Source organism: Cohnella lupini, assembly GCF_003386205.1.
Taxonomy (GTDB): domain Bacteria; phylum Bacillota; class Bacilli; order Paenibacillales; family Paenibacillaceae; genus Cohnella; species Cohnella lupini.
This window is the reverse complement of the sequence record NZ_QRDY01000002.1, coordinates 37,248-56,689: the sequence shown is the minus strand read 5'-3', so window position 1 is coordinate 56,689 and position 19,442 is coordinate 37,248. Positions and strand designations below refer to the sequence as shown.

General features: G+C 54.2%; 16 protein-coding genes. 3 read left to right on the top strand and 13 right to left on the bottom strand.

What is annotated here, in order from left to right; translation table 11 throughout:
* Window positions 1-25: 25 nt before the first annotated feature.
* The 9 genes from nasC to DFP95_RS28625 form a co-directional block, all read right to left on the bottom strand.
* Window positions 26-2,167 carry an assimilatory nitrate reductase catalytic subunit NasC gene (gene nasC / locus DFP95_RS04565; protein WP_115991413.1) on the bottom strand — a complete coding sequence of 714 codons (2,142 nt, stop codon included), beginning with the start codon at window positions 2,165-2,167 and terminating at the stop codon, window positions 26-28.
* Window positions 2,168-4,516, bottom strand: a complete 2,349-nt coding sequence (gene nirB, locus DFP95_RS04560) for a nitrite reductase large subunit NirB (RefSeq protein WP_115991412.1) — start codon at window positions 4,514-4,516, stop codon at window positions 2,168-2,170. It abuts the gene before it with no gap.
* On the bottom strand, window positions 4,509-4,649 hold the full coding sequence (locus DFP95_RS28780; protein ID WP_181907250.1) for a hypothetical protein: 141 nt from the start codon (window positions 4,647-4,649) through the stop codon (window positions 4,509-4,511). Before DFP95_RS28780 ends, nirB begins: the two co-directional genes overlap by 8 nt.
* Window positions 4,650-5,021: 372 nt before the next feature.
* Window positions 5,022-5,252, bottom strand: coding sequence for a cold-shock protein (locus DFP95_RS04555; protein ID WP_115991411.1), 231 nt, complete (start codon window positions 5,250-5,252; stop codon window positions 5,022-5,024).
* Between the two features lie 79 nt (window positions 5,253-5,331).
* The gene (locus tag DFP95_RS04550; RefSeq protein WP_041059099.1) at window positions 5,332-5,532 is read right to left on the bottom strand and encodes a cold-shock protein; all 201 of its coding nucleotides are present in this window, start codon (window positions 5,530-5,532) and stop codon (window positions 5,332-5,334) included.
* A 224-nt stretch (window positions 5,533-5,756) separates the two neighbouring features.
* Window positions 5,757-7,349, bottom strand: coding sequence for a gamma-glutamyltransferase (ggt, locus tag DFP95_RS04545; protein WP_115991410.1), 1,593 nt, complete (start codon window positions 7,347-7,349; stop codon window positions 5,757-5,759).
* 235 nt (window positions 7,350-7,584) lie between these two features.
* The gene (locus tag DFP95_RS04540) at window positions 7,585-8,379 is read right to left on the bottom strand and encodes an SDR family oxidoreductase (protein ID WP_115991409.1); all 795 of its coding nucleotides are present in this window, start codon (window positions 8,377-8,379) and stop codon (window positions 7,585-7,587) included.
* A 705-nt stretch (window positions 8,380-9,084) separates the two neighbouring features.
* A complete protein-coding gene (locus DFP95_RS04535; protein WP_115991408.1) occupies window positions 9,085-9,360 on the bottom strand; it encodes a MoaD/ThiS family protein in 276 nt (91 codons plus the stop codon).
* Window positions 9,350-10,462 carry a WD40/YVTN/BNR-like repeat-containing protein gene (locus DFP95_RS28625; protein WP_181907249.1) on the bottom strand — a complete coding sequence of 371 codons (1,113 nt, stop codon included), beginning with the start codon at window positions 10,460-10,462 and terminating at the stop codon, window positions 9,350-9,352. Before DFP95_RS28625 ends, DFP95_RS04535 begins: the two co-directional genes overlap by 11 nt.
* Window positions 10,463-10,622: 160 nt before the next feature.
* Between DFP95_RS28625 and DFP95_RS04520 the strand changes: the two genes are divergently transcribed.
* A complete protein-coding gene (locus DFP95_RS04520) occupies window positions 10,623-12,665 on the top strand; it encodes a molybdopterin-containing oxidoreductase family protein (RefSeq protein ID WP_115991840.1) in 2,043 nt (680 codons plus the stop codon).
* Window positions 12,666-12,741: 76 nt separating this feature from the next.
* Here the strand turns inward: DFP95_RS04520 and DFP95_RS04515 are convergent, their stop codons facing one another.
* The 3 genes from DFP95_RS04515 to DFP95_RS04505 form a co-directional block, all read right to left on the bottom strand.
* Complete coding sequence (locus DFP95_RS04515; RefSeq protein WP_115991407.1) at window positions 12,742-14,463, bottom strand: beta-galactosidase; 1,722 nt, start codon at window positions 14,461-14,463, stop codon at window positions 12,742-12,744.
* Window positions 14,464-14,576: 113 nt separating this feature from the next.
* On the bottom strand, window positions 14,577-15,563 hold the full coding sequence (locus DFP95_RS04510; protein WP_115991406.1) for an acrylyl-CoA reductase family protein: 987 nt from the start codon (window positions 15,561-15,563) through the stop codon (window positions 14,577-14,579).
* Between the two features lies 1 nt (window position 15,564).
* A complete protein-coding gene (locus DFP95_RS04505; RefSeq protein WP_115991405.1) occupies window positions 15,565-16,641 on the bottom strand; it encodes an acyl-CoA dehydrogenase family protein in 1,077 nt (358 codons plus the stop codon).
* Between the two features lie 109 nt (window positions 16,642-16,750).
* On the opposite strand from DFP95_RS04505, the gene DFP95_RS04500 reads away from it, so the two are divergent.
* Both DFP95_RS04500 and DFP95_RS04495 read left to right on the top strand, forming a co-directional pair.
* Entirely contained in the window at window positions 16,751-17,839 is a 1,089-nt protein-coding gene (locus DFP95_RS04500; RefSeq protein ID WP_115991404.1) for a carbohydrate kinase, read from the top strand.
* A gap of 2 nt (window positions 17,840-17,841) precedes the next feature.
* On the top strand, window positions 17,842-18,750 hold the full coding sequence (locus tag DFP95_RS04495) for a pseudouridine-5'-phosphate glycosidase (protein WP_115991403.1): 909 nt from the start codon (window positions 17,842-17,844) through the stop codon (window positions 18,748-18,750).
* 38 nt (window positions 18,751-18,788) lie between these two features.
* Here DFP95_RS04495 and infC read toward each other — a convergent pair whose 3' ends face one another.
* On the bottom strand, window positions 18,789-19,277 hold the full coding sequence (infC, locus tag DFP95_RS04490) for a translation initiation factor IF-3 (RefSeq protein ID WP_245987362.1): 489 nt from the start codon (window positions 19,275-19,277) through the stop codon (window positions 18,789-18,791).
* Window positions 19,278-19,442: the final 165 nt, after the last annotated feature.

Here is a 19,442-nt window from a genome sequence, read left to right as displayed (position 1 = left end):
GTGCAAGGTCGGGGGTGTCGTTCGATTAACCGCCTTGGCCAACGGGATATAGCGGGAGAACGTTAACCGCGCACGATTTGAACCCCGGCATGCGACAAGTAGGATCCAGAGCGGGATTCGTAACCTTGTTCACGTTCTGGACGTCTCCCCAGTGCATGGGCACGAATACCGCGTCTTCCCTTATGCCGGCCGAGTAACGGCTTCTCACGACGATGTCTCCGCGCCTCGACCGCAAGCGGACTAAGGATTGATCCTTGATCCCCAGCTTTCTCGCGGTGCGGGGATGGATCTCGACGAACGATTCGAAATCCCTGGCGGCCAAGGAATGGCTCCTTCGCGTTTGAACGCCCGTCAAATAATGAGTAAGCACCCTCCCCGTCGTAAGCGTTAAAGGGTATTCGCCGTCCGTAGGTTCGTCCGGCAAATGGTTCGCCACGCTAGCGATGTCCGCCTTGCCGCCCGGATGCGCAAACGTCGTTTCGAACAATCTGCCGGAGCTGTCGTGCGAAGCGGAAGGGCAAGGCCAATAGACGCCCTCTTCCTTGCGAAGCCGATCGTACGTAATGCCGTAATAATCGGCGATTCCACCCTTACTCGCCAAGCGAAGCTCGTTAAAGACGGATTCCGCCGACCTGAACGCGAAATGCTCGCCTTTGCCCATTTTCCCCGCGATATCGCAAAGAATTTGCCAATCATGCTTCGCTTCTCCCGGAACAAGACGGTTCGCTTCCCGCAGCAGCACGCGCCCCTCCATATTCGTTAACGTGCCTTCGTTCTCGATGTATGCGGACACGGGAAGAATCAAGTCGGCCAATCGCGCCGTCTCCGATAGAAACATATCCGCCACGATCAGGTAATCGAGCTTCCTCAACCCTTCCTCCACGAAATTGGCATTCGGATTGGAGACGAGCGGATTGGATCCCATGACGAACAACGCGCGGATTTCCTCTTCGTGTATCTTCTCCATCATTTCGTAAGCGGAGACGCCTTTGCCCGGCAGTTCGCTCGGATCGATGCCCCATACGCCCGCTACGTAGGCACGGTCCGCCGGATTATCGATCATTCGGTATCCCGGAAGCTGATCCGCCTTCTGGCCGTGCTCCCGGCCACCTTGACCGTTTCCTTGACCGGTGACGGCACCGTAACCCGAGCCGGGCTTGCCGATCTTGCCGGTCATGAGCACGAGATTCAAGAAGCTTCGGACCGCCATGTATCCGTCCGTCTGCTGCTCTACCCCGCGCGCGGTAAATACCATGCCCGTCGCGGCTTTGCCATATGCGATCGCCGCCTTGCGAATAAGCTCCTCGGAGACGCCGGTCAAGCCCGCGATTTCATCGAGATTCAATTGCCTCAGATGGGCTTTCAGCTTCTCGAAGCCAACCGTTCTATTCGCCAAGAACCCCTTATCCAGCAGCCCTTCCTCCAGAAGCACCTTCTGCATTCCGTTCGCGAGAGCGGCATCCATTCCGGGCTTTACTTTCAAGTGAAGATCCGCGATCGCCGTCGTTCCCGTCTCCCTTGGGTCGATAACGATCACGAATGCTCCGTTTTCCTTCGCTCTCGTGAAATACGGCATCAACGTCGGCTGGCATTCCGCGATATTCGTTCCGGCTAGGATGATGCACTTGGCTAGCGGTATATCGGATAAGGGGTTCGTCAAGCCTCGATCCATGCCGAAGGTTTTATTGCCGGCCGATGCTGCCGCGGACATGCAGAACCGTCCGTTGTAATCGATATATTTGGTTCCAAGCGCAATTCTGGCGAATTTGCCGAGCAAATAAGCGGATTCGTTGGTGAGCGATCCTCCTCCGTATACCCCGATAGAGTCATACCCGTAGCGACCGCGCAACTCCGTGAATTTATGGCGGATTCTTTCGTAGGCTTCCTCCCACGAAATCCGAACGAGCTCCCCGTCGATTCTAGCCATCGGGTGAAGAATTCGCTCCGCGGTAAGCGCGTGTTGGTACGCATTCATCCCCTTGATGCATAGTCTGCCTTCCGAAGCGGCATTGGGCTTAGGAATGACCGTATACGTCGGCCGTTCGGTACCCGTTCTATGCTCGATCACCTGCATCTTGCACTGCACGCTGCAGAACGGACATTGCGTATCGAATACGGACTCCCCGCGTACGGCTTGCGCCGCAATCGACCTCTCGTTACGATTCATTTACTCCACCCGTCCCTGCGCGACCGTTGGCTGCCGCTCCGTTATTTTCTCCAAACCGCCCATTCGATCCGCCTCCGCTTGCTCGATCAACCCGTATCGGTAAGCTTCGTCAAACAATTGCTCCCTTAGCGCGACAAGTCCCACCCTATCGATCCAGTTCCAGGTCGTTTCGCCGTAATGCGCCTGCTCCCGGTAAGCCTGCAAGAAAGCGACCGCTAATTCCAGCGCCGCTTGATCCTCGGACGGAGTATCGAGTAACCGCGCCTGCAGAACGGAGTCCCGCGTGCTGCCTCCGACATAAATCTCCCAGCCGCCAGGCGCTCCGACCAAACCGACATCCCGGGTTAACGTCCCTGCCCGATGAAGTGGGCTGGCGGATACGGCAACAGACAAGGGCGTCGGCAAATGCATGCCCTCGACTTGGCGTTCGAGAGCGACAGCCATGGCTACGGAATCCCTAAAGGCAAACCGGTCGTATCGCAAGCCTTCGCACGCCGTTACCGCGATCGGGTAGCCGCCGTGGCTGGCGTTCGCTACGGGCAATCCTAATTCCGATATCAACTGCCCCAGACTTTCGCGGGGAATTCCGAACAATTCGAAGCGGGCGCCTCCGACTTTCGCATGCGGCACATCGTATTTATCGATGACATAAGCGATTCTGCGCAAATGCTCGGGCCGAACCAAACCCCCGTGAATCCTAGGAACGACGGAATACGTGCCGTCCGCTAGCGGTATGGCCGCCTCGAACGAGACTCCTTGGTAATGTTGGCCTATATAATAATTAAGCGCGGGATTGCAAACCGAGCAGCCCTCTTCGCTCTTCCATCCTAGACCTAATCGGGCTTCGCGTAAATTAATGAATCGATTCGACTGAACGGCTTTCCTCAATTCCTCATGATCGAGATTCGTGCACTCGCACACGGTTCGCTTCTGTATGTCCGACTCTTCGCTCGACAGGGTTATTCTCAAGATAGAAGCAACCAACGGCTTGCAACCTCCGCATGAGCTAGAGGCTCTCGTGCATTCCCTGACCTCCTCGAAGGTTTCGAGTTTGTCCTCCCGGATAGCCGTCGCGATCGCCCCTTTGCTTACCCCGTTGCAAGAACATACCGTTTCTTTGTCGGACATCGCATGAATCGCGTCATCATCGGAATCCGTCCCGGCGCCGGCTTCTCGATCCAGCACCGAGACGTCGGCACCTTGCTTGATGTACCCGAGGAGCTTGTTACCCTCGCTACTGTCACCGAACAAGACGGCGCCCACGATACGGTTATTTCTGAAGGTGATTTTTTTATACCGTTTGCGAATTCCGTCCTGCAGCTTGAAGTTCGCGTCGCACTCGGCATCACGGATTTCCCCGGCCGAGAATACTTCAACGCCGGACACCTTGAGTTGAGAATATAAAACCGAACCTTGATAACCTTCCGTATCCAATCCGCAGATCGCCTTGGCCAGCACTTTCCCCTGCTCGTAAAGGGGCGCGACGAGGCCGTAAACCATGCCGCGATGTTCCGCGCATTCGCCGACGGCATAGACTCCCGGAATATTCGTCTCCATCCGGTCGTTAACGACGATCGCCCGATTAACCTCGATGCCGCCTTCCGCCGCGAGCTTTACGTTTGGCCTGACGCCGACGGCCATGACGACCAGATCGGCCGCGACCCTCGTGCCGTCCTTGAACAAGAGGCCCTCTACTCTTTTCCTGCCCAGGATTCGTTCGGTATGCTTGCCGAGCAGAAACCGCATGCCTTGATTCTCCAGTTCCTTCCTCAGCATCTCCGCCGCGTCCGAATCCAACTGCCTTTCCATGATATGAGAGTTGATATGCACGACGTCGACTTCCATTCCGAGATTGAGCAGCCCCCGGGCCGCCTCAAGACCGAGCAACCCCCCGCCGATTACTACGGCTTTCTTGTATTTGCGGGATGCATCCATCATCGTATTGCAATCACTAATATCACGGAACGCGGTCACTCCGGGCAAATCCGATCCGGGGAGCGGAAGCATGAAGGGAAGCGAGCCCATGGCCAAGATCAAGCGATCATAGGGTACGACTACTCCCTTGAAGCTCGCGATCGTTCTTGCCGTCGCGTCTATCTTGACGATAGGATCGCCGGCATGCAAAGTTATGCCGTTATCCTTATACCAATTCCAATCGTTGATCGTGATGTCGGCGATCCGCGTGTCTCCTTGCAACACTTTGGATAACATGATGCGATTATAGTTAGGGTGAGGCTCGCCGCCGAAGATCGTAATATCGTAAGCCTCGGGTTCCAGCTTAATGATTTCTTCGACGCAACGAACGCCTGCCATCCCGTTTCCGACGAGCACCAGCTTCTGTTTATTCATTCGTCCACCCTCCCGGAAAACCATCGCTTAAAGAGAGGGCGAGCGGTGCGAACGTATTTCGATTCATGAATTTTGCCGTCATGGCTTGGTTGGCGAACAATACGGGTAAATGCAACAAAACGGAGGTAATCATGATGCAGCTCTCCTTATGAGACAGAATGAGAAACGCGTTACAGAAACTCCAATAAAGCAGAGACTCCGTTGTCTCATTCCAAACCGCATGGAAAAGGGGGATTCTAGCTCGCAAGAGACGTCTTTGTCTCCTGGTTTATTTGTAATGTATGGTTAATTAACGTATGATGTCATTAACCGGGGTAATAATCGCCACGAACGCGATCAAATGTTATGAATAATTACATTTATATTTTTAACTTTAACTCAATCTCCGCCAATTTTCAACGGACATTATTCCAATTCACCTATATATCAGCATTCGAGTCATATAAGTTGACATTTGGGCAAAAGAAAAAGAGCACCTCTCGCGGTGCTCTCCTGCATAGCTTGGTTATCCGATTGAGACGCCTTTACGAAGGGACTTCTGATCCCTGCTTGTGTTAACAAGCTGCGGGAGCATCTTCATACCGCTTTCCATCGGGGTGTGGCACAACCCGCAGGTCGGGACCGTTTCGAATGCGAAATTATCCCTCATCCACCCATTGCATCCTTCACTCGTGCAGGACCAGACCGCCGTCATTTCTTCAGGAATTTCTTCGAATACTTTTTTCCGTGAGTACATGGACGAGCCTCCTTTTCCTATATAGCATAACCAAAAAAAATGCCCTTAACTAACCGTTAAGGGCATTTTTGTACTGGATTTACAGTTTAACAACGTTCTCCGCTTGTGGTCCGCGGTTGCCTTGTACCACATTGAATTGAACGCGTTGTCCTTCGTCCAAAGTTTTGAAGCCTTCACCCGTGATCGCGCTGAAATGCACGAATACGTCGTTGCCGCCTTCAACCTCGATGAAACCGAAGCCTTTGTCTGCATTGAACCATTTCACTGTACCTGTTTGCATGTAATTCACCTCCAACTTCTATTGCCTCATGAACTTTTTTATTCATACGAATAAAAAATCCACAGAATGAAAAGGGTTAAGTTTTACAAAATAATAACCCTTTCCATTTTGTGAATCCAGGTCACGATTTCGATAGGTCTTATCATATCAGGTTCCCGGCTAAAATGCAAACGGATTCTCCTTAAGACTTCATTTTCGCAACACCTTTTTTACGACAATCGCGGTTACCAGCCGACGGCCAGGCCATCTCCGCGGGGATCCGCAGCCCCGTTCAAGCAGCCTTTATTCCGGTCGATCAATATCCCTTGCGCTTGGCCCATGATCCAATCCCAATCCTCTACCCGTTCCACTTCGTGGCCCTTCTCTCCCAACAGACGAAGCTCCGCATCGGGGACCCTGCCCTCGACCTTGAGGCTATCGCTTTCCTGCCCCCAAGTTCTGCCGTACACCCATCTCGGATTCGCAATCGCTTCTTGAATCGTGCAGCCGTAATCCAGCACGCCGGTCAGGATCGATAGCTGCGTTTGCGGCTGTCCTTCCCCGCCCTGCGTTCCGAATAACAAATACGGCAAACCGTCTTTCAACACCATGGCCGGCATCAACGTGTGAAAAGTACGTTTGCCCGGCTGCAGACAATTGATATGTCCGGGATCCAGCGAGAAGAAGGAGCCCCTGTTCTGCATAATTACTCCCGTACCGACCGGCATATAGCAGGAGCCGAAATCGAAATACAAGCTTTGAATGAACGACACCCCGTTCCCTTCCTCGTCCACGACAGCGGCGTAAGCCGTGTCCTGCCCCATGAAAGGAGAGTGATGAGCGCCCGCTGAATTTAACGATATCCCCTCCGCAAGAAGATTCGCGTATTCTTGGGAAAGCAAACGTTCCAACGGAATATCCGCGAATTCCGGATCCGTCAGATAGAGATCGCGTTCGCGAAACGCTCTCTTGACGACTTCCGTCATCAGGTGATAATAATTCGCGGAATGGCGCGGAATCGCGTTCAAATCGAACCGCTCGAGCATATTCATCATGATAAGGGCCGTGAAGCCCTGAGAATTCGGAGGCATCTGGCAAATCCGGTAACCGCGGTATTCCGTGGAGATCGGCTCTACCCATTGGCCGGCATGGGAGACGAAATCCGTTTTATCGAGCAAACCATCGTTCCGCGCGACGTCGGCGACGATCCGCTCCGAGATTTCGCCTTTATAAAAAGCATCACGCCCACCCTGCTGCAGTAACCGGAGAGTGTGCGCCATATCGCTTTGAATAAGAGTTTCTCCCGGGAGCGGGATAATCCCTCCGGGCATGAATACCTTCTCCATTTCCCCGTTTTGCCTAATCAGTTCCTCGTCCCGGCATATCCATTCGTATAGATTGCGGGAGACGGGAAACCCATACTCCGCGTATTGGACGGCCGGTTCTAGCACCTGTACCCAAGAGAGCCTCCCTCTTCCCGTCCAGACCTCCCACCAAGCATCGACCATCCCCGGAACCGTTACGGCGCTAAGCGGCCCGCGTAACGGGATTGCGGTTAATCCCTTGTTGGAGTAGAAGGAAATATCGGCGCGCGCCGCGGATCTGCCCGTCCCGTTATAGCCGATCAATTCCTTGGAATCTGCCTTATATATCATGAAGAAGGCATCTCCGCCGACTCCCGTCATATGCGGGTATACGACTCCGAGCGCGGCGCTTACGGCTACGGCCGCATCGAACGCGTTGCCTCCTTGCTCCAATATTCTGGCTCCGACCATGCTAGCCAAATAATGAGGAGAAGTTACCATTACATGCTTCGTAACCGGCATTACGTTATTCATTCGCCTTCTCCCCTCTCAAGTCTTGCGACTTCGGCTTTTGCCTGTTTTAGTCCGATTATTCACCTCATGCGAGCAAGCGTCAAACCATTCCGCCGCCTTTTGTTACATATAATAAGATAACAACCCCGCTTTGTGCATAGACACGTTTCGGTCTCCCGATAACGTGAAGAGCGCAACTTAAATACCGCCTTCCTCCGCGGAAGACGGTACGATGTCTAGCGATTTCTAGATGTCGTTACCCTTTCAGCAACGACTCGGCACCGTCGATATACACTTTCGTGCCCGTTATAAGCGAAGATTGAGGCGAAGCAAGGAACAATACGAGATCCGCAACCTGCTCCGGGGAACCCGCATGATGCTCGAGCGGACTCGAGCCTTCGGGAAATTCCACCGGAATAGCCGCCGCTTCCGCCTCGGCCGTCCTATTCGTGTTCTGGCCGATATTCGTCTTGATCGCCCCGGGACATATGGCATTTACCCGGATTCCGAATTCCGCCAGCTCCAACGCCGCCATCTGCATGAAAGCAACCTGCCCGGCTTTGCTCGTGCTATAAGCGCTTGCCCCGATGTTCGAGAAGATGCGGTTGCCGTTAACGGAGCTCGTGATGATGACGCTTCCTCCTTGTCGCTTAAGATAGGGAATGGAATATTTCAATGTGAGAAAAGTCCCCTTGAGGTTGATGTCTATCGTCCGATCCCAATCCTCTTCCATGAGATCCTCGATCGTGGTCCAGGTTCCGTTGATGCCCGCGTTGGCAAAGACGATATCCAGCCTGCCCCAGCGCTCTGCCGCGTGAACGACCGCGGACCTGAGCGAATCCGCGTTGGAAACATCGGCTTCGACCGCAACGGCTTCGCCACCCCCGTGTACGATTTCCTCTCTTACGATTTCCGCCCGCTCCCTTTCCCGATCGATCACGCACACGTAAGCCCCATGCTCCGCCAATCTGAGCGCGGCGCCTCTACCGATTCCCGATCCTCCGCCCGTCACTAGCGCTACTTTGCCCTTGAGCTGTTGTTGTTGGACCATCACTCCATCCTCCTCTTCGTAAATGCCCTATTCCTCGTCGTCGAATCCATTGTTTCCCTGCCTGATATTTCTTACCCAAACAAGCAGAGAAATAATATCCTTTACGAATCGGGTTAAGAAAACCGGCTCTTCTGCCATTGGTTGAACGTATTTGATTAAAGTCTCTTTTTCGGATGAAGGGGCCACCTTATAGCTGCTGCCTGCTCGTTATGGTAGGAAAAACCGACTTTGGCGGGGTTGTGGTGGGGCGCTTTGAGTGTTTCTGCTCGTTATCGTCGGAAAAAGCGACTATGGCGGGGTTGTGGTGGGGCGCTTTGAGTGTTTCTGCTCGTTATCGTCGGAAAAAGCGACTATGGCGGGGTTGGGGTGAGGCGCGTTGAGTGTTTCTGCTCGTTATCGTCGGAAAAACCGACTTTGGCGGGGTGGTGGCGAGGCGCTTTGAGTGTCTCTGCTCGTTATCGTCGGAAAAACCGACTTTGGCGGGGTGGGGGTAAGGCGCGTTAGTCGGAAAAACCGACTTTGGCGGGGTGGGGGTAAGGCGCGTTAGTCGGAAAAACCGACTTTGGCGGGGTGGAGTGGGGTGGGGTGGACCCTGCCGCGTTGCGGCATGTAAGTCTAATAGTACAAAAAAAACCTCCGATAACCGCGTTAACGCGGTTGTCGGAGGCGATCATTCATCGTCTGAATAATTCTGCCATTCCGAAATTACCCACCCGAGACAAGCTGCATGACAAACAACTTATCGCCGGGCTGGAGCGGAATTTCCCAGTTGTCCAGCCAATCCAAATTGTCTTTGTTGTAGCAGAGGAGCACGTGTTTCCTGACTTTCCCCGATTCATCGTACACATGGCGCTTCAGCATCGGATAGTCCGCGAACAACCGCTCTACCGCTTCCTTCAATGTATCGGCTTCTAGAGGAAACTTTGCCCTGCCGCCCGTGCAATCCGCGAGCAAGCCCGGCACTCCAATTTCAATCCTCATCCTCCGCCTCCAGTATCCATGGCTTGACGGACAGAATCCGCGACAGCTGTCCGGGGAGCCGCTGCCAATTCACGCCGCGGTCCAACGAACAGAACAGCTCGCCCGACGTCGTGCCGAAATAAATCCCGTAGGGATCCATGGAATCGACCGACATGGCGTCGCGAAGCACGCTGACATGCCTTTGCTCATCGGGTAGCACGTCGCCGATCGGAAGCCATTCTCCCTCGTCCCGGTGCCTGCGGTACACGAGCAGCTTGCCGTCCCGCATCGAACGTTGCTCCGAACTCTCGAGAGGAATGATGAACAGGTCGCCCGTCGGCGATACGCAGAACGGGAAGCCGAACGGCTCATCCCCTTCTCTCAGCGTCAGGCCTTCCTCGAAGGGAATCCAGCTATCTCCGCCGTCTTCGGACCGGAAAACGCCGCAATGCTCCTGCATGTAGAGGTTGTCCGTGTTGTCGGGATCCGTAACCATCTTATGAATGCAATAGCCGACTTTATCGAAAGGCTGGCCGGTAGGAACGCGCGCCAGGCCCGCGTTGCGGGCTTGCCAGGTTTCCCCCCCGTCATCCGACCGGAACACGCCAACCGCCGATATCGCCACCCATATTCTCTGCGGGCGGTTAGGATCCACGATGATCGTATGCAAGCACATTCCGCCCGCTCCCGGGAACCAACCGGGACGAGTCGGATGACTCGTTAACCCGCTAAGCTCTTTCCAAGTGATGCCGCGATCGTGACTGACGAAGATTCCCGCTTCCTCGACGCCCGCATAGAGCGTATTCGGTTGCGTCGGCGCCCCCTTCACTAACTGCCAGATCCGATTGAGCGAGAATCCGCTCTCCTCGGAATACCGCGGACCATCTTCGATCTGAGTCCAAGATTCTCCGAAATCGTAGCTGACCCGGATCGACGGTCCGTATGCCGCATGCGAGGTTCCCGCGAACAAAGCATGCCCGTTGCGGCTGTCCCCAAGCACGCTGTACGCTTCCCATCCGCTAAGAAAGGGTCCGCTAAGCTTCCAATCTTTCCGTTCTTCATTCGAGGAATAGACAAAAATGCCCTTGTTCGTTCCTACCAACAATTTCACTCGCTTGGCCAAGAAGTCCCCTCCTGACAGATTATCGATACTCAGTACATATGTTCGGTAAAAGGAAGCTATTTCCTTTATTTTTCGAATATAACTCTTTATTTTTTTACGGTATACTGGGCTATATGGAACGAAGTATGCAGGGAGCAAGAATTGGAGCGTGATCGTAAGCATGCCAACAACCACCGAAACCAAAATCGTCCGCTCGGTATGTCCCTTCGACTGTCCGGACGCTTGCAGTTTACACGTGACGATGCAAGACGGAGTTATCGAATCCATCGACGGAAATCCGGAGCATCCGGTTACCCAAGGCGCGATATGCAACAAAGTGCGCCATCTGCGCGAGCGCGTTTATCATCCCGATCGAATCCTTCATCCGATGCGACGGATCGGCCCCAAAGGAACGCTGGAGTTCGAACGCATTACCTGGGATGAAGCTTACGAGGAAATCATTCGGCGGATGAGAGACACGCTTGCGGAAAAAGGACCGGAGTCTATTCTTCCCTACAGCTTCTACGGAAACATGGGGATTCTCAATGCCGAAGGAATGGATCGCCGATTCTTCCATCGCCTCGGCGCCAGCCAATTGGAGAGGACCATATGCAACGCGGCCGGCTCTGCGGGATACCGTTATACGATGGGAGCCGCGGCGGGTATCGATCCCGAGGATACCGTGCATTCGAAATACGTGCTTGTGTGGGGCTGCAATATCGTCTCTACCAACATGCACCAAGTCGTTTATTTGACCGAGGCTCGCAAGAGAGGCGCCAAGATCGTTCATATCGACGTCCACCGCAACAGAACGTCCGCGTGGGCGGACGAATTCATCGGAATCCTCCCGGGAACGGATACGGCTCTGGCGCTCGGAATGATGCACGTGCTTATTAAAGAAGGCCTGACGGATCCCGAATTCATCGCCCGTTATACGAAGGGGTACGAAGAGCTTGTCGCCCAAGCGGAGCTGTATCCACCAGATAAAGTGTCGCAAATCACGGGCATACCTGCCGACGCGATTACGCAATTGGCCCGCGATTACGGGAACGCTTCGCCATCGTTCATCCGGATCGGCAACGGCCTTCAGCACCACGATAACGGCGGAATGGCCGTGCGGGCCATCGCATGCCTTCCCGCGCTGACTGGGCAGTGGGGCAAGCTTGGCGGCGGCGCGCTCAAGGGCAACGGTTATTATTCCGCGGTCAACAGCTATAAGCTGGAGCGCCCGGATCTCATGCCCGATCGCAACGTTCGCTCGATCAATATGAATCGCTTGGGAGAAGCATTGCTCGATTCGGAGCCTTCCGTCGATTTCATGTTCGTCTACAATAGCAATCCGGCCGTTGTGGCGCCCGACCAGAATCGGGTCCGTCAAGGCTTGATGCGTGAGGATTTGTTCACCGTCGTGCACGACTTGTTCTTGACTGACAGCTGCCAATACGCGGACTTAGTTCTGCCGGCGACGAGCCACTTCGAGAATCGCGACCTATACGCTTCCTACTGGCACTTATACCTTCAGCTGCACGAACCGATTCTCGAGCCGATGGGAGAATGCAAATCCAACTTCACCTTGTTCAAGGAGCTCGGCATGCGAATGGGCTTCGAGGCGGAAATCTTCGACATCACCGAAGAGCAGATGATCCGGCAAGCGCTAGATCGCAATAGTCCTTACTTAAACGGACTTACTTACGAGCAATTGGAGCGGGACGGCTGGGCGAAAATGAAGCTGGATAAGCCGTCGATGTTCCCGGATCGGATCCCGACGCCTTCGGGCAAAATCGAATTCTATTCCGAAGCCATGCGGAGAGCGGGTCTTCCTCCGGTTCCGGAATACGTACCGATCCAAGAGCCGGAGGAGCTTCCGTTCCTGCTCGTGACCGGTCCGAATCACAGCTTCATCAATTCGACCTTCGGCAACCAAGACCGGCTGAAGCGGCTCGAGAAGCAGCCGACCGCGGACATGAATGCCGAGGACGCCGCAGCTAGAGGGCTGCAACACGGAGATCGGGTCCGCATCTGGAACGAGCGCGGGGAATGCCGCATCGCCGTGAAGGTCGCCAACAACGTATTGCCCGGCGTACTCGTTACCCAAGGCTTATGGTGGGAGCATGGCAACGAAGGCGTTCAAGCCGTCAACTCGCTGACCTCGCAGCGGTTATCCGATATGGGCGGCGGCGCTACGTTCTTCTCGACACGCGTGGACATGGAGAAAATCGAATAAAATAGACGGTTTGAAAGAAAGGACGCCTCGGAGACTTGTACCGTCTCTAGGCGTCCTTATTTGTATCTTTAGAACATTAAAGATTAAGCTCGTTAACGACGCTTTCCCATTCGGCCAACGTCGCGTCTTTTTTCACCAACAGAACCTGTCCCTTGCCGTAGCTCCGGCGAATTTGAACGGGTTCCTCCGATAGAGGCTTGGCAATAAAAGAGGATAGTCCGAACACCTCGACATAGAAACGCGAGATATCGTTCAAGTAGACGTTCTCCGCGTTTTTCTGGAAGAGGTCGGTCGTGACGACAAGGCGGCCGCCCTTTTCCGCGAACCTTAGAAGAGCATCTTCCAGCGCCGGCTCATGCACGATTTGCAATGGGACGACCAACGTATGGAGTCCTTCCAGGTTGTCCGGCGAGAATACGATGCGATGGGCTTTATTTTCCCTATATAGACTCTTGTAAACCGTGTCTATCACGTAATTCGGGTAATGCAGCCGATGGTGGATTTGCGCGCCCCACAAGCTGATCGTGTAAGCCCAGGAGCTCTCGAAGTGGTAGTACATGCCGACTCCGGATGGAGCGAACATCGCGTCTCGGCTCTCCTCGACCATGTTCGGACCGGCCGACCATTGTTCGAGCACCCGATAACTGTCGGTTGGCTCCCCAGTCAATGTGACCAGCTCTTGCAAGCCTTGCTCCTGTCCGAACGGGAAAGGCTTGAACTTGAATATCGTCATCCAATCGCAGCCGCGGCCTTGCAGCTGAAGCATTCCGTCCCGCAGGTTGTTCACGCCAGGCCCATACTCTATGAACCACGAAGCGCCCGGCTTCAGGCTGTAATTGGAATCCGCGTAGAACGCGATCTCGTGCAGCTTCTCGCTATAGAGGTCGATGCCGGCGACGTCCATATCCCGCATCAGATCGGGCCAGCGGACGTTGTCTCCCCATATCAGGGAAAACCGGTTCGTCGTGATCGGACGTTTCGCGCCGTCGTTGTGCTTGCGTATATGACGGGCTTGCTCGCTGCAATAGCTTACGATCGCGTCCGAACAGAACCGCCAGTATTCCATCTCGAGGCTCGGGTTATTTTTCAGCGACAGGTCGGCCGTATACTTCATCGGAGTCTTAATCTGCGCGAACGTCTGATATTCCATTGACCAGAAAACGTTGCCCCAACGCTCGTTCAATTCTCCGATGCTCTCGTACTTGGCTTCCATCGCCGACTGGAACGCGGCTCTGCAATGGTCGCAATAACATCTTTTCTGTTCGCCGCCGAACTCGTTGTCGATCTGCCAAGCGACCGCGTTCGGATGTTTGCCGTAACGGGCGGCCATCTCCTCCACGATTCGAAGCGAATACTTCAAGTAGGACGGAGAATTGTAGCAGCGATGCTGTCTCGCCCCGAATACGTTGCGCCGCCCTTCATCGTTGACCGGGAGAACGTCGGGATGCTGCTCGACCAGCCAGATCGGAGGGCAAGCCGTCGGCGTGCAGAGGATGACCTCCATGCCGTATTCCATGGACAATGCCATGAACTCGTCCAGCCATGCCCACTCGAATGCCCCGTTGTCCGGCTCCATTCTCGACCACGCGAATTCCGCAATCCGCACTCTCTCGATTCCCGCGCCTTTCATCTGCTCCAGATCGCGGCCCCAATGCTCCCGCTTGTTGTGCTCCGGATAATAGGCTACGCCCAGCTTCATGGCTCCCACTCGCTTCCCGTTTATAACGCCAGTAGAAACTCCACCATATGAACGTTTTGTCAGCTTCAAATGGCGGATCAACCGCGACGATACCTTCATTATCCTCCTCGGGAGGCTTAGCGGGATATGAGACAATTCGGTCTTTCTTTGACTTTTTATGCTCAATATTGAATCTAGTTAGACATAATTAGATGGTTAGACGTGCTGTCTCTTTACAGCTTAACGACCGTTCTTCCCTGCGACTTTCCGCCAAGAAGCATTTGCAGCGCTTCGGGAATTTGCTCTAACGTAATTTCCGAGCAGATCGAATCCAAGGAAGCGGGTTTGTAGTCGGAAGCCATGAGCTTCCACGCTTGCTGCCTTGCTTGCATCGCAACGTCGACGGAATCGATTCCGATCAACCGAATGCCCCTTAGGATAAAAGGAAATACCGTCGTGGGCAATTCGCTTCCTCCCGTCAGCCCGCTTATCGCAACTGCGCCGCCATACTGCACGGCGCTAAGAATGGAAGCCAGCTGTTTGCCCCCCACGCAATCGACGACTCCCGCCCAGATAGGCTTTTCCAGAACGCGCGCCTTTGCCGGCATGAGCTCTTCCCTCGATATGACCCGAGAGGCTCCCAAGCTAGTTAACTCATCCGCCGAGTCTTGCTTGCCCGTACTGGCTACGACTTCATAACCCAACTTAGCAAGAATGGCGACCGATACGCTGCCCACTCCGCCCGTTGCTCCCGTGACCAGAACCGGTCCCTTATCGACCGTCAACCCGCTCTCTTGCAAAGCCAGCACGGACAGAGCCGCCGTAAATCCCGCCGTTCCATAGATCATCGCCTCTTTCATCGACAATCCCGGAGGTAGCTTTACCGCCCACTCGGCAGGAATCCTCGCATATTCGCTATATCCCCCGAAATGACTGACGCCCAGCCCGTAACCCGTCGCTATAATTTCGTCACCCGCTTTAAATCCGTCGCGTTCGCTTGAGATTACGATACCGGCCAGATCGATTCCGGGGATTAACGGGTACTCTTTAACGACGTTTCCGTTCGGAACGCTCGCGAGCGCGTCTTTGTAATTCACGCTGGAGTAGGCGATCTTCACCGTCAGATCACCTGCGGGCAACAGCTCTTGACTCAGATCGCGGATATCTATCTTCATGTCGTTGCCGTTCTTATCGATGACCAAAGCTTTGAACGAATCCACTTTAATCCCTCCCGTGAACGAGTACCGAATGCTGGGTTACCGTGTGAAGGTCTCTCCATATCCGGTTTAACGCATGATCCTCCATCAGAACAGGCATTCCGAGCAAAGGAAAAATCGCATGCGCATATGCTAATGCATCGATAGATAATCGCCGACAAATTTCGTCGATTTCGATCTCCATTCGATCTTCCATGGATCCTTGTTTGATGAATTCCGTCCAAGTCCGTTCCACAGTTTCATATAATTCATCGGCAACGGCTTGCAGTCCAGTCTCTTTCTCGCCGAGCGTGCGGATCAGTTTCTCCATGCGTTGCGGGTGCTGCGGGCGAACGTTTGTCCCGTCGGCCAACTTTGCGGTTGCGAATGCGCGGGCTTCCTCCAGGAAATGCCGGCAGATGCCAAGACACACCGCCGCGAACGAGGTTTGGGCGAAGGGCAAGAACGGATAACGGAAAATGGGATCGTCATAGTGAGGATCACTCATAATATCGAAGGTCCGTTCTACCGGCACGAAAGCCTCCGTCACCCGGATCGAATGGCTCTCCGTCGCCTTTAGTCCGAACGCGTTCCAGTCCCGAATGATCTCAACCTGCTCGGGCAAGAAAGCAAATGAACGTATGACGGCATTCTTTCCGGAACCGTCTTCGATCTTGCAATTGGCGGTGAATAGGCTGGCATAAGTAGAACCGCTGCAATACTTCCACTGTCCGTCGACGACATATCCGCCTTGGACCGGACGCGCGATACCGTTCGCGTGTCCGCTTCCCGCCACGACGGCTTTGTCATGTCCGAACAATAGCTTGGATTGTTCCGGAGGGAGCGTCGCCGAGAAAAATCCTCCGCCGGAGCCGATGGTTACGAGCCAGCCGAAGCTCCCGTCGGCCCATGAAGCGCGCTCGAACACGCGCAGCGCCTCGGGCAACGGAAGCATTCGTCCGTTTAGCTCCTTGGGCACGAATAGCTTGAAGAGCTTTTCTTCGTACATAAAGTCCAATGCCGCAGGGGAAAGCATGCCCTCATTGGCGCGATTGACCGCGCTTTGCCTAATTTCCTCTACGATGCGTTCGGGAATGATCATGTATAGGTTACCCTCTTTCTGGAATAAACAATTGTCTTACCGATAGACATTTGTTTGAACGTAATATAAGCTATGTAAAGCACCTTTGATCTGAAGGGAGGAAAGGCAAATGGATCGCGAACAACAGATACTTGAACTGATACGCCACAATCCTTTTATCTCCCAAAACGAAATCGCCGGCCATGTCGGAATCTCGAGATCCGCCGTTGCCGGATATATCGCGTCGTTGACCAAACGGGGAATCATCCGCGGAAGGGCATACGTAACCGCTGAAGAAAATACCGTTCTTTGCATCGGCGGTGCGAATTTAGATAGCAAGGCGACAACTAAACAACGAATTCGTGCCGCTTCGTCCAATCCGGCTAACGTTATCGATTCTTGCGGCGGCGTTGCGCGTAATATTGCCGAGAATCTCGCGCGTCTGAACTGTTCAGTATCTTTGTTGACCGTCGTCGGTGATGATCAGGCCGGACAATACGTATTAAAGGAAACCTCGAGAGCGGGCGTAGATACCAGCTTATCCATCGTACTCCCCGACGAGAAGACCGGCAAGTACACCGCTCTCCTCGACGTGAACGGGGAAATGTTCGTCGCATTCGCGGACATGGACATCTACGATAAATTATCCGCGCGGATGCTTCAGGAGAAATGGTCTCACATCGCATCGTCCAGGCTGGTAGTCGCGGATACGAATTTACCCGCTGCCGGATTAAGCGAGCTTGTGCAGCGATGCCGGGATGGCGGGCTTCCTCTGTTCATAGACCCGGTTTCCTCGGAGAAAGCGAAGAAGCTTCCCAATGACTTACGCGGGGTTACCGCGATTTTCCCGAATCTGGAGGAAGCAATCGAACTCGCCGGAGCTAGACCAACGGATAAGCCGGTCTATACCGAGTTAGCCCAAGCGATCCATAAGCGCGGCGTTCTGCATGTATTCATTACCGCCGGCGATCTTGGCGTGATGTACTCGAGCAGTGAAGGGGCTTTACTCATCCCGGCGATTCAGACCCAGATCGTCGAAGTGACCGGCGCGGGAGATGCATTCGTAGCCGGGGTAGCTTATGGTTTCCTGCATAACCATTCTTTCAGGGACGCCAGCCGATTCGGTCTTGCCGCCGCGCATCTAACTTTGCAAACCGCGGATTCCGTTTCCGGCTTGCTGAACGAACAATCCATTCAATTAACCGCCAAGGAGAGATGATAATGAACAACTATTTGACTTTCACGGATGAAGTACAAGACGCATTGATCGCCAACAAGCCGATCGTCGCTCTGGAAACCACGATTATTTCCCACGGAATGCCTTATCCGCAAAATATAGAGATGGCTCGCAAGGTCGAGCAAATCATTCGGGATAACGGCGCCGTACCCGCCACGATCGGCATATTGGATGGCCGCATCAAGATCGGCTTGAACGAGCAAGAGCTGGAGGCTTTCGCGACGACCCCTCGCGTGGAGAAGGTCAGCCGCCGCGACTTTCCATACATTTTATCCTCCGGCAAAATCGGCGCGACGACGGTATCCGCCACCATGATCGGCGCCGCTCTGGCCGGCATCGAAATATTCGCGACCGGCGGAATCGGCGGCGTTCATCGCGAAGGCGAAACGACGATGGACATCTCCGCTGACTTGACGGAGCTCGCCCAAACGAACGTTGCCGTCGTATGCGCCGGCGCCAAGTCCATTCTCGACATCGGGCGCACGCTGGAGTTTCTGGAAACGCATGGAGTACCGGTCGTCGGATACAAGACCGACGAATTCCCTTCCTTCTATGCCCGGGAGAGCGGTTACCGCGTTGATTTCCGTCTCGACGAGCCGGCTCAGGTCGCCGACGTTCTCCGGAAGAAGTGGGAGCTCGGGCTAAACGGCGGCGCAGTCATTGCCAATCCGGTTCCCGTCGAATCCGCGCTGCTGCAGCAAGACATCGAAGGGGTTATCCAACAAGCCCTCTCCGAAGCGAAGGAACAGAATATCGCGGGCAAGAAAGTGACTCCGTTCCTATTGGCTCGCATTAAAGAGCTGACTGACGGGCGCAGCTTGGCCACCAACATCGCGCTTGTCTACCATAACGCGCAAGTAGCCGCTCGGATCGCGGTTGCTCTTAAAGCTTAATTACTAACTAATATCCGGCGGCCGTCCGGATTTTCCGTTCATAACGGATTAACCCGGACGGCCGCTTGTTTGCCGCTGAGCTGAAGACCCGTCTCTTTTTTGCCGACCGTTGCCAAGTCCTTCACTAGTCGTTCCAGAAGCTCCTTCGCTTTCGGCCCTTCTTTTCCTTGAATCTTCACGACGAGCTGAACGGCGTTGCCTGCGGCTAACAACTTCTCGGCTTGACGCTGCTTCGTCTCGTAATCATGCTCCTCGGTATTCGCCGTAAGCCGGATCTCTTTCAGCTTCGGACCCTGATCCTTTTTCCTCGCATCCTGCTTCCCCTTTGCCGCTTCTTGCTTGGCCGCTCCGCTCGAAACCAGCTTACACGGAGGAGGACTGCTGAATAACGAGGTACAGACGAGATCCACTTTCAGCTTACGCGCCATAGCTAGCGCTTCGTCTCTTGAAACGACGCCCAAACTCTCTCCGTTTACCCCCGTCAGCAAGATCTCGGACGCTTTTATTTTTTCGTTCATAATAAGCACTCTTCATACCTCCGGCTTTTTTTCAATCATTATAGCATAGCTGGGTTATTCTATTGATTAGCGAGAAGCGCTCTAAACGGCTATCCGCTGCTCGATTTTTTCGAGTATCCAAGTTCTTGCCATCAAAAATACCGCCAGCTTCGGGTTAGCGAAGACTGGCGGTTT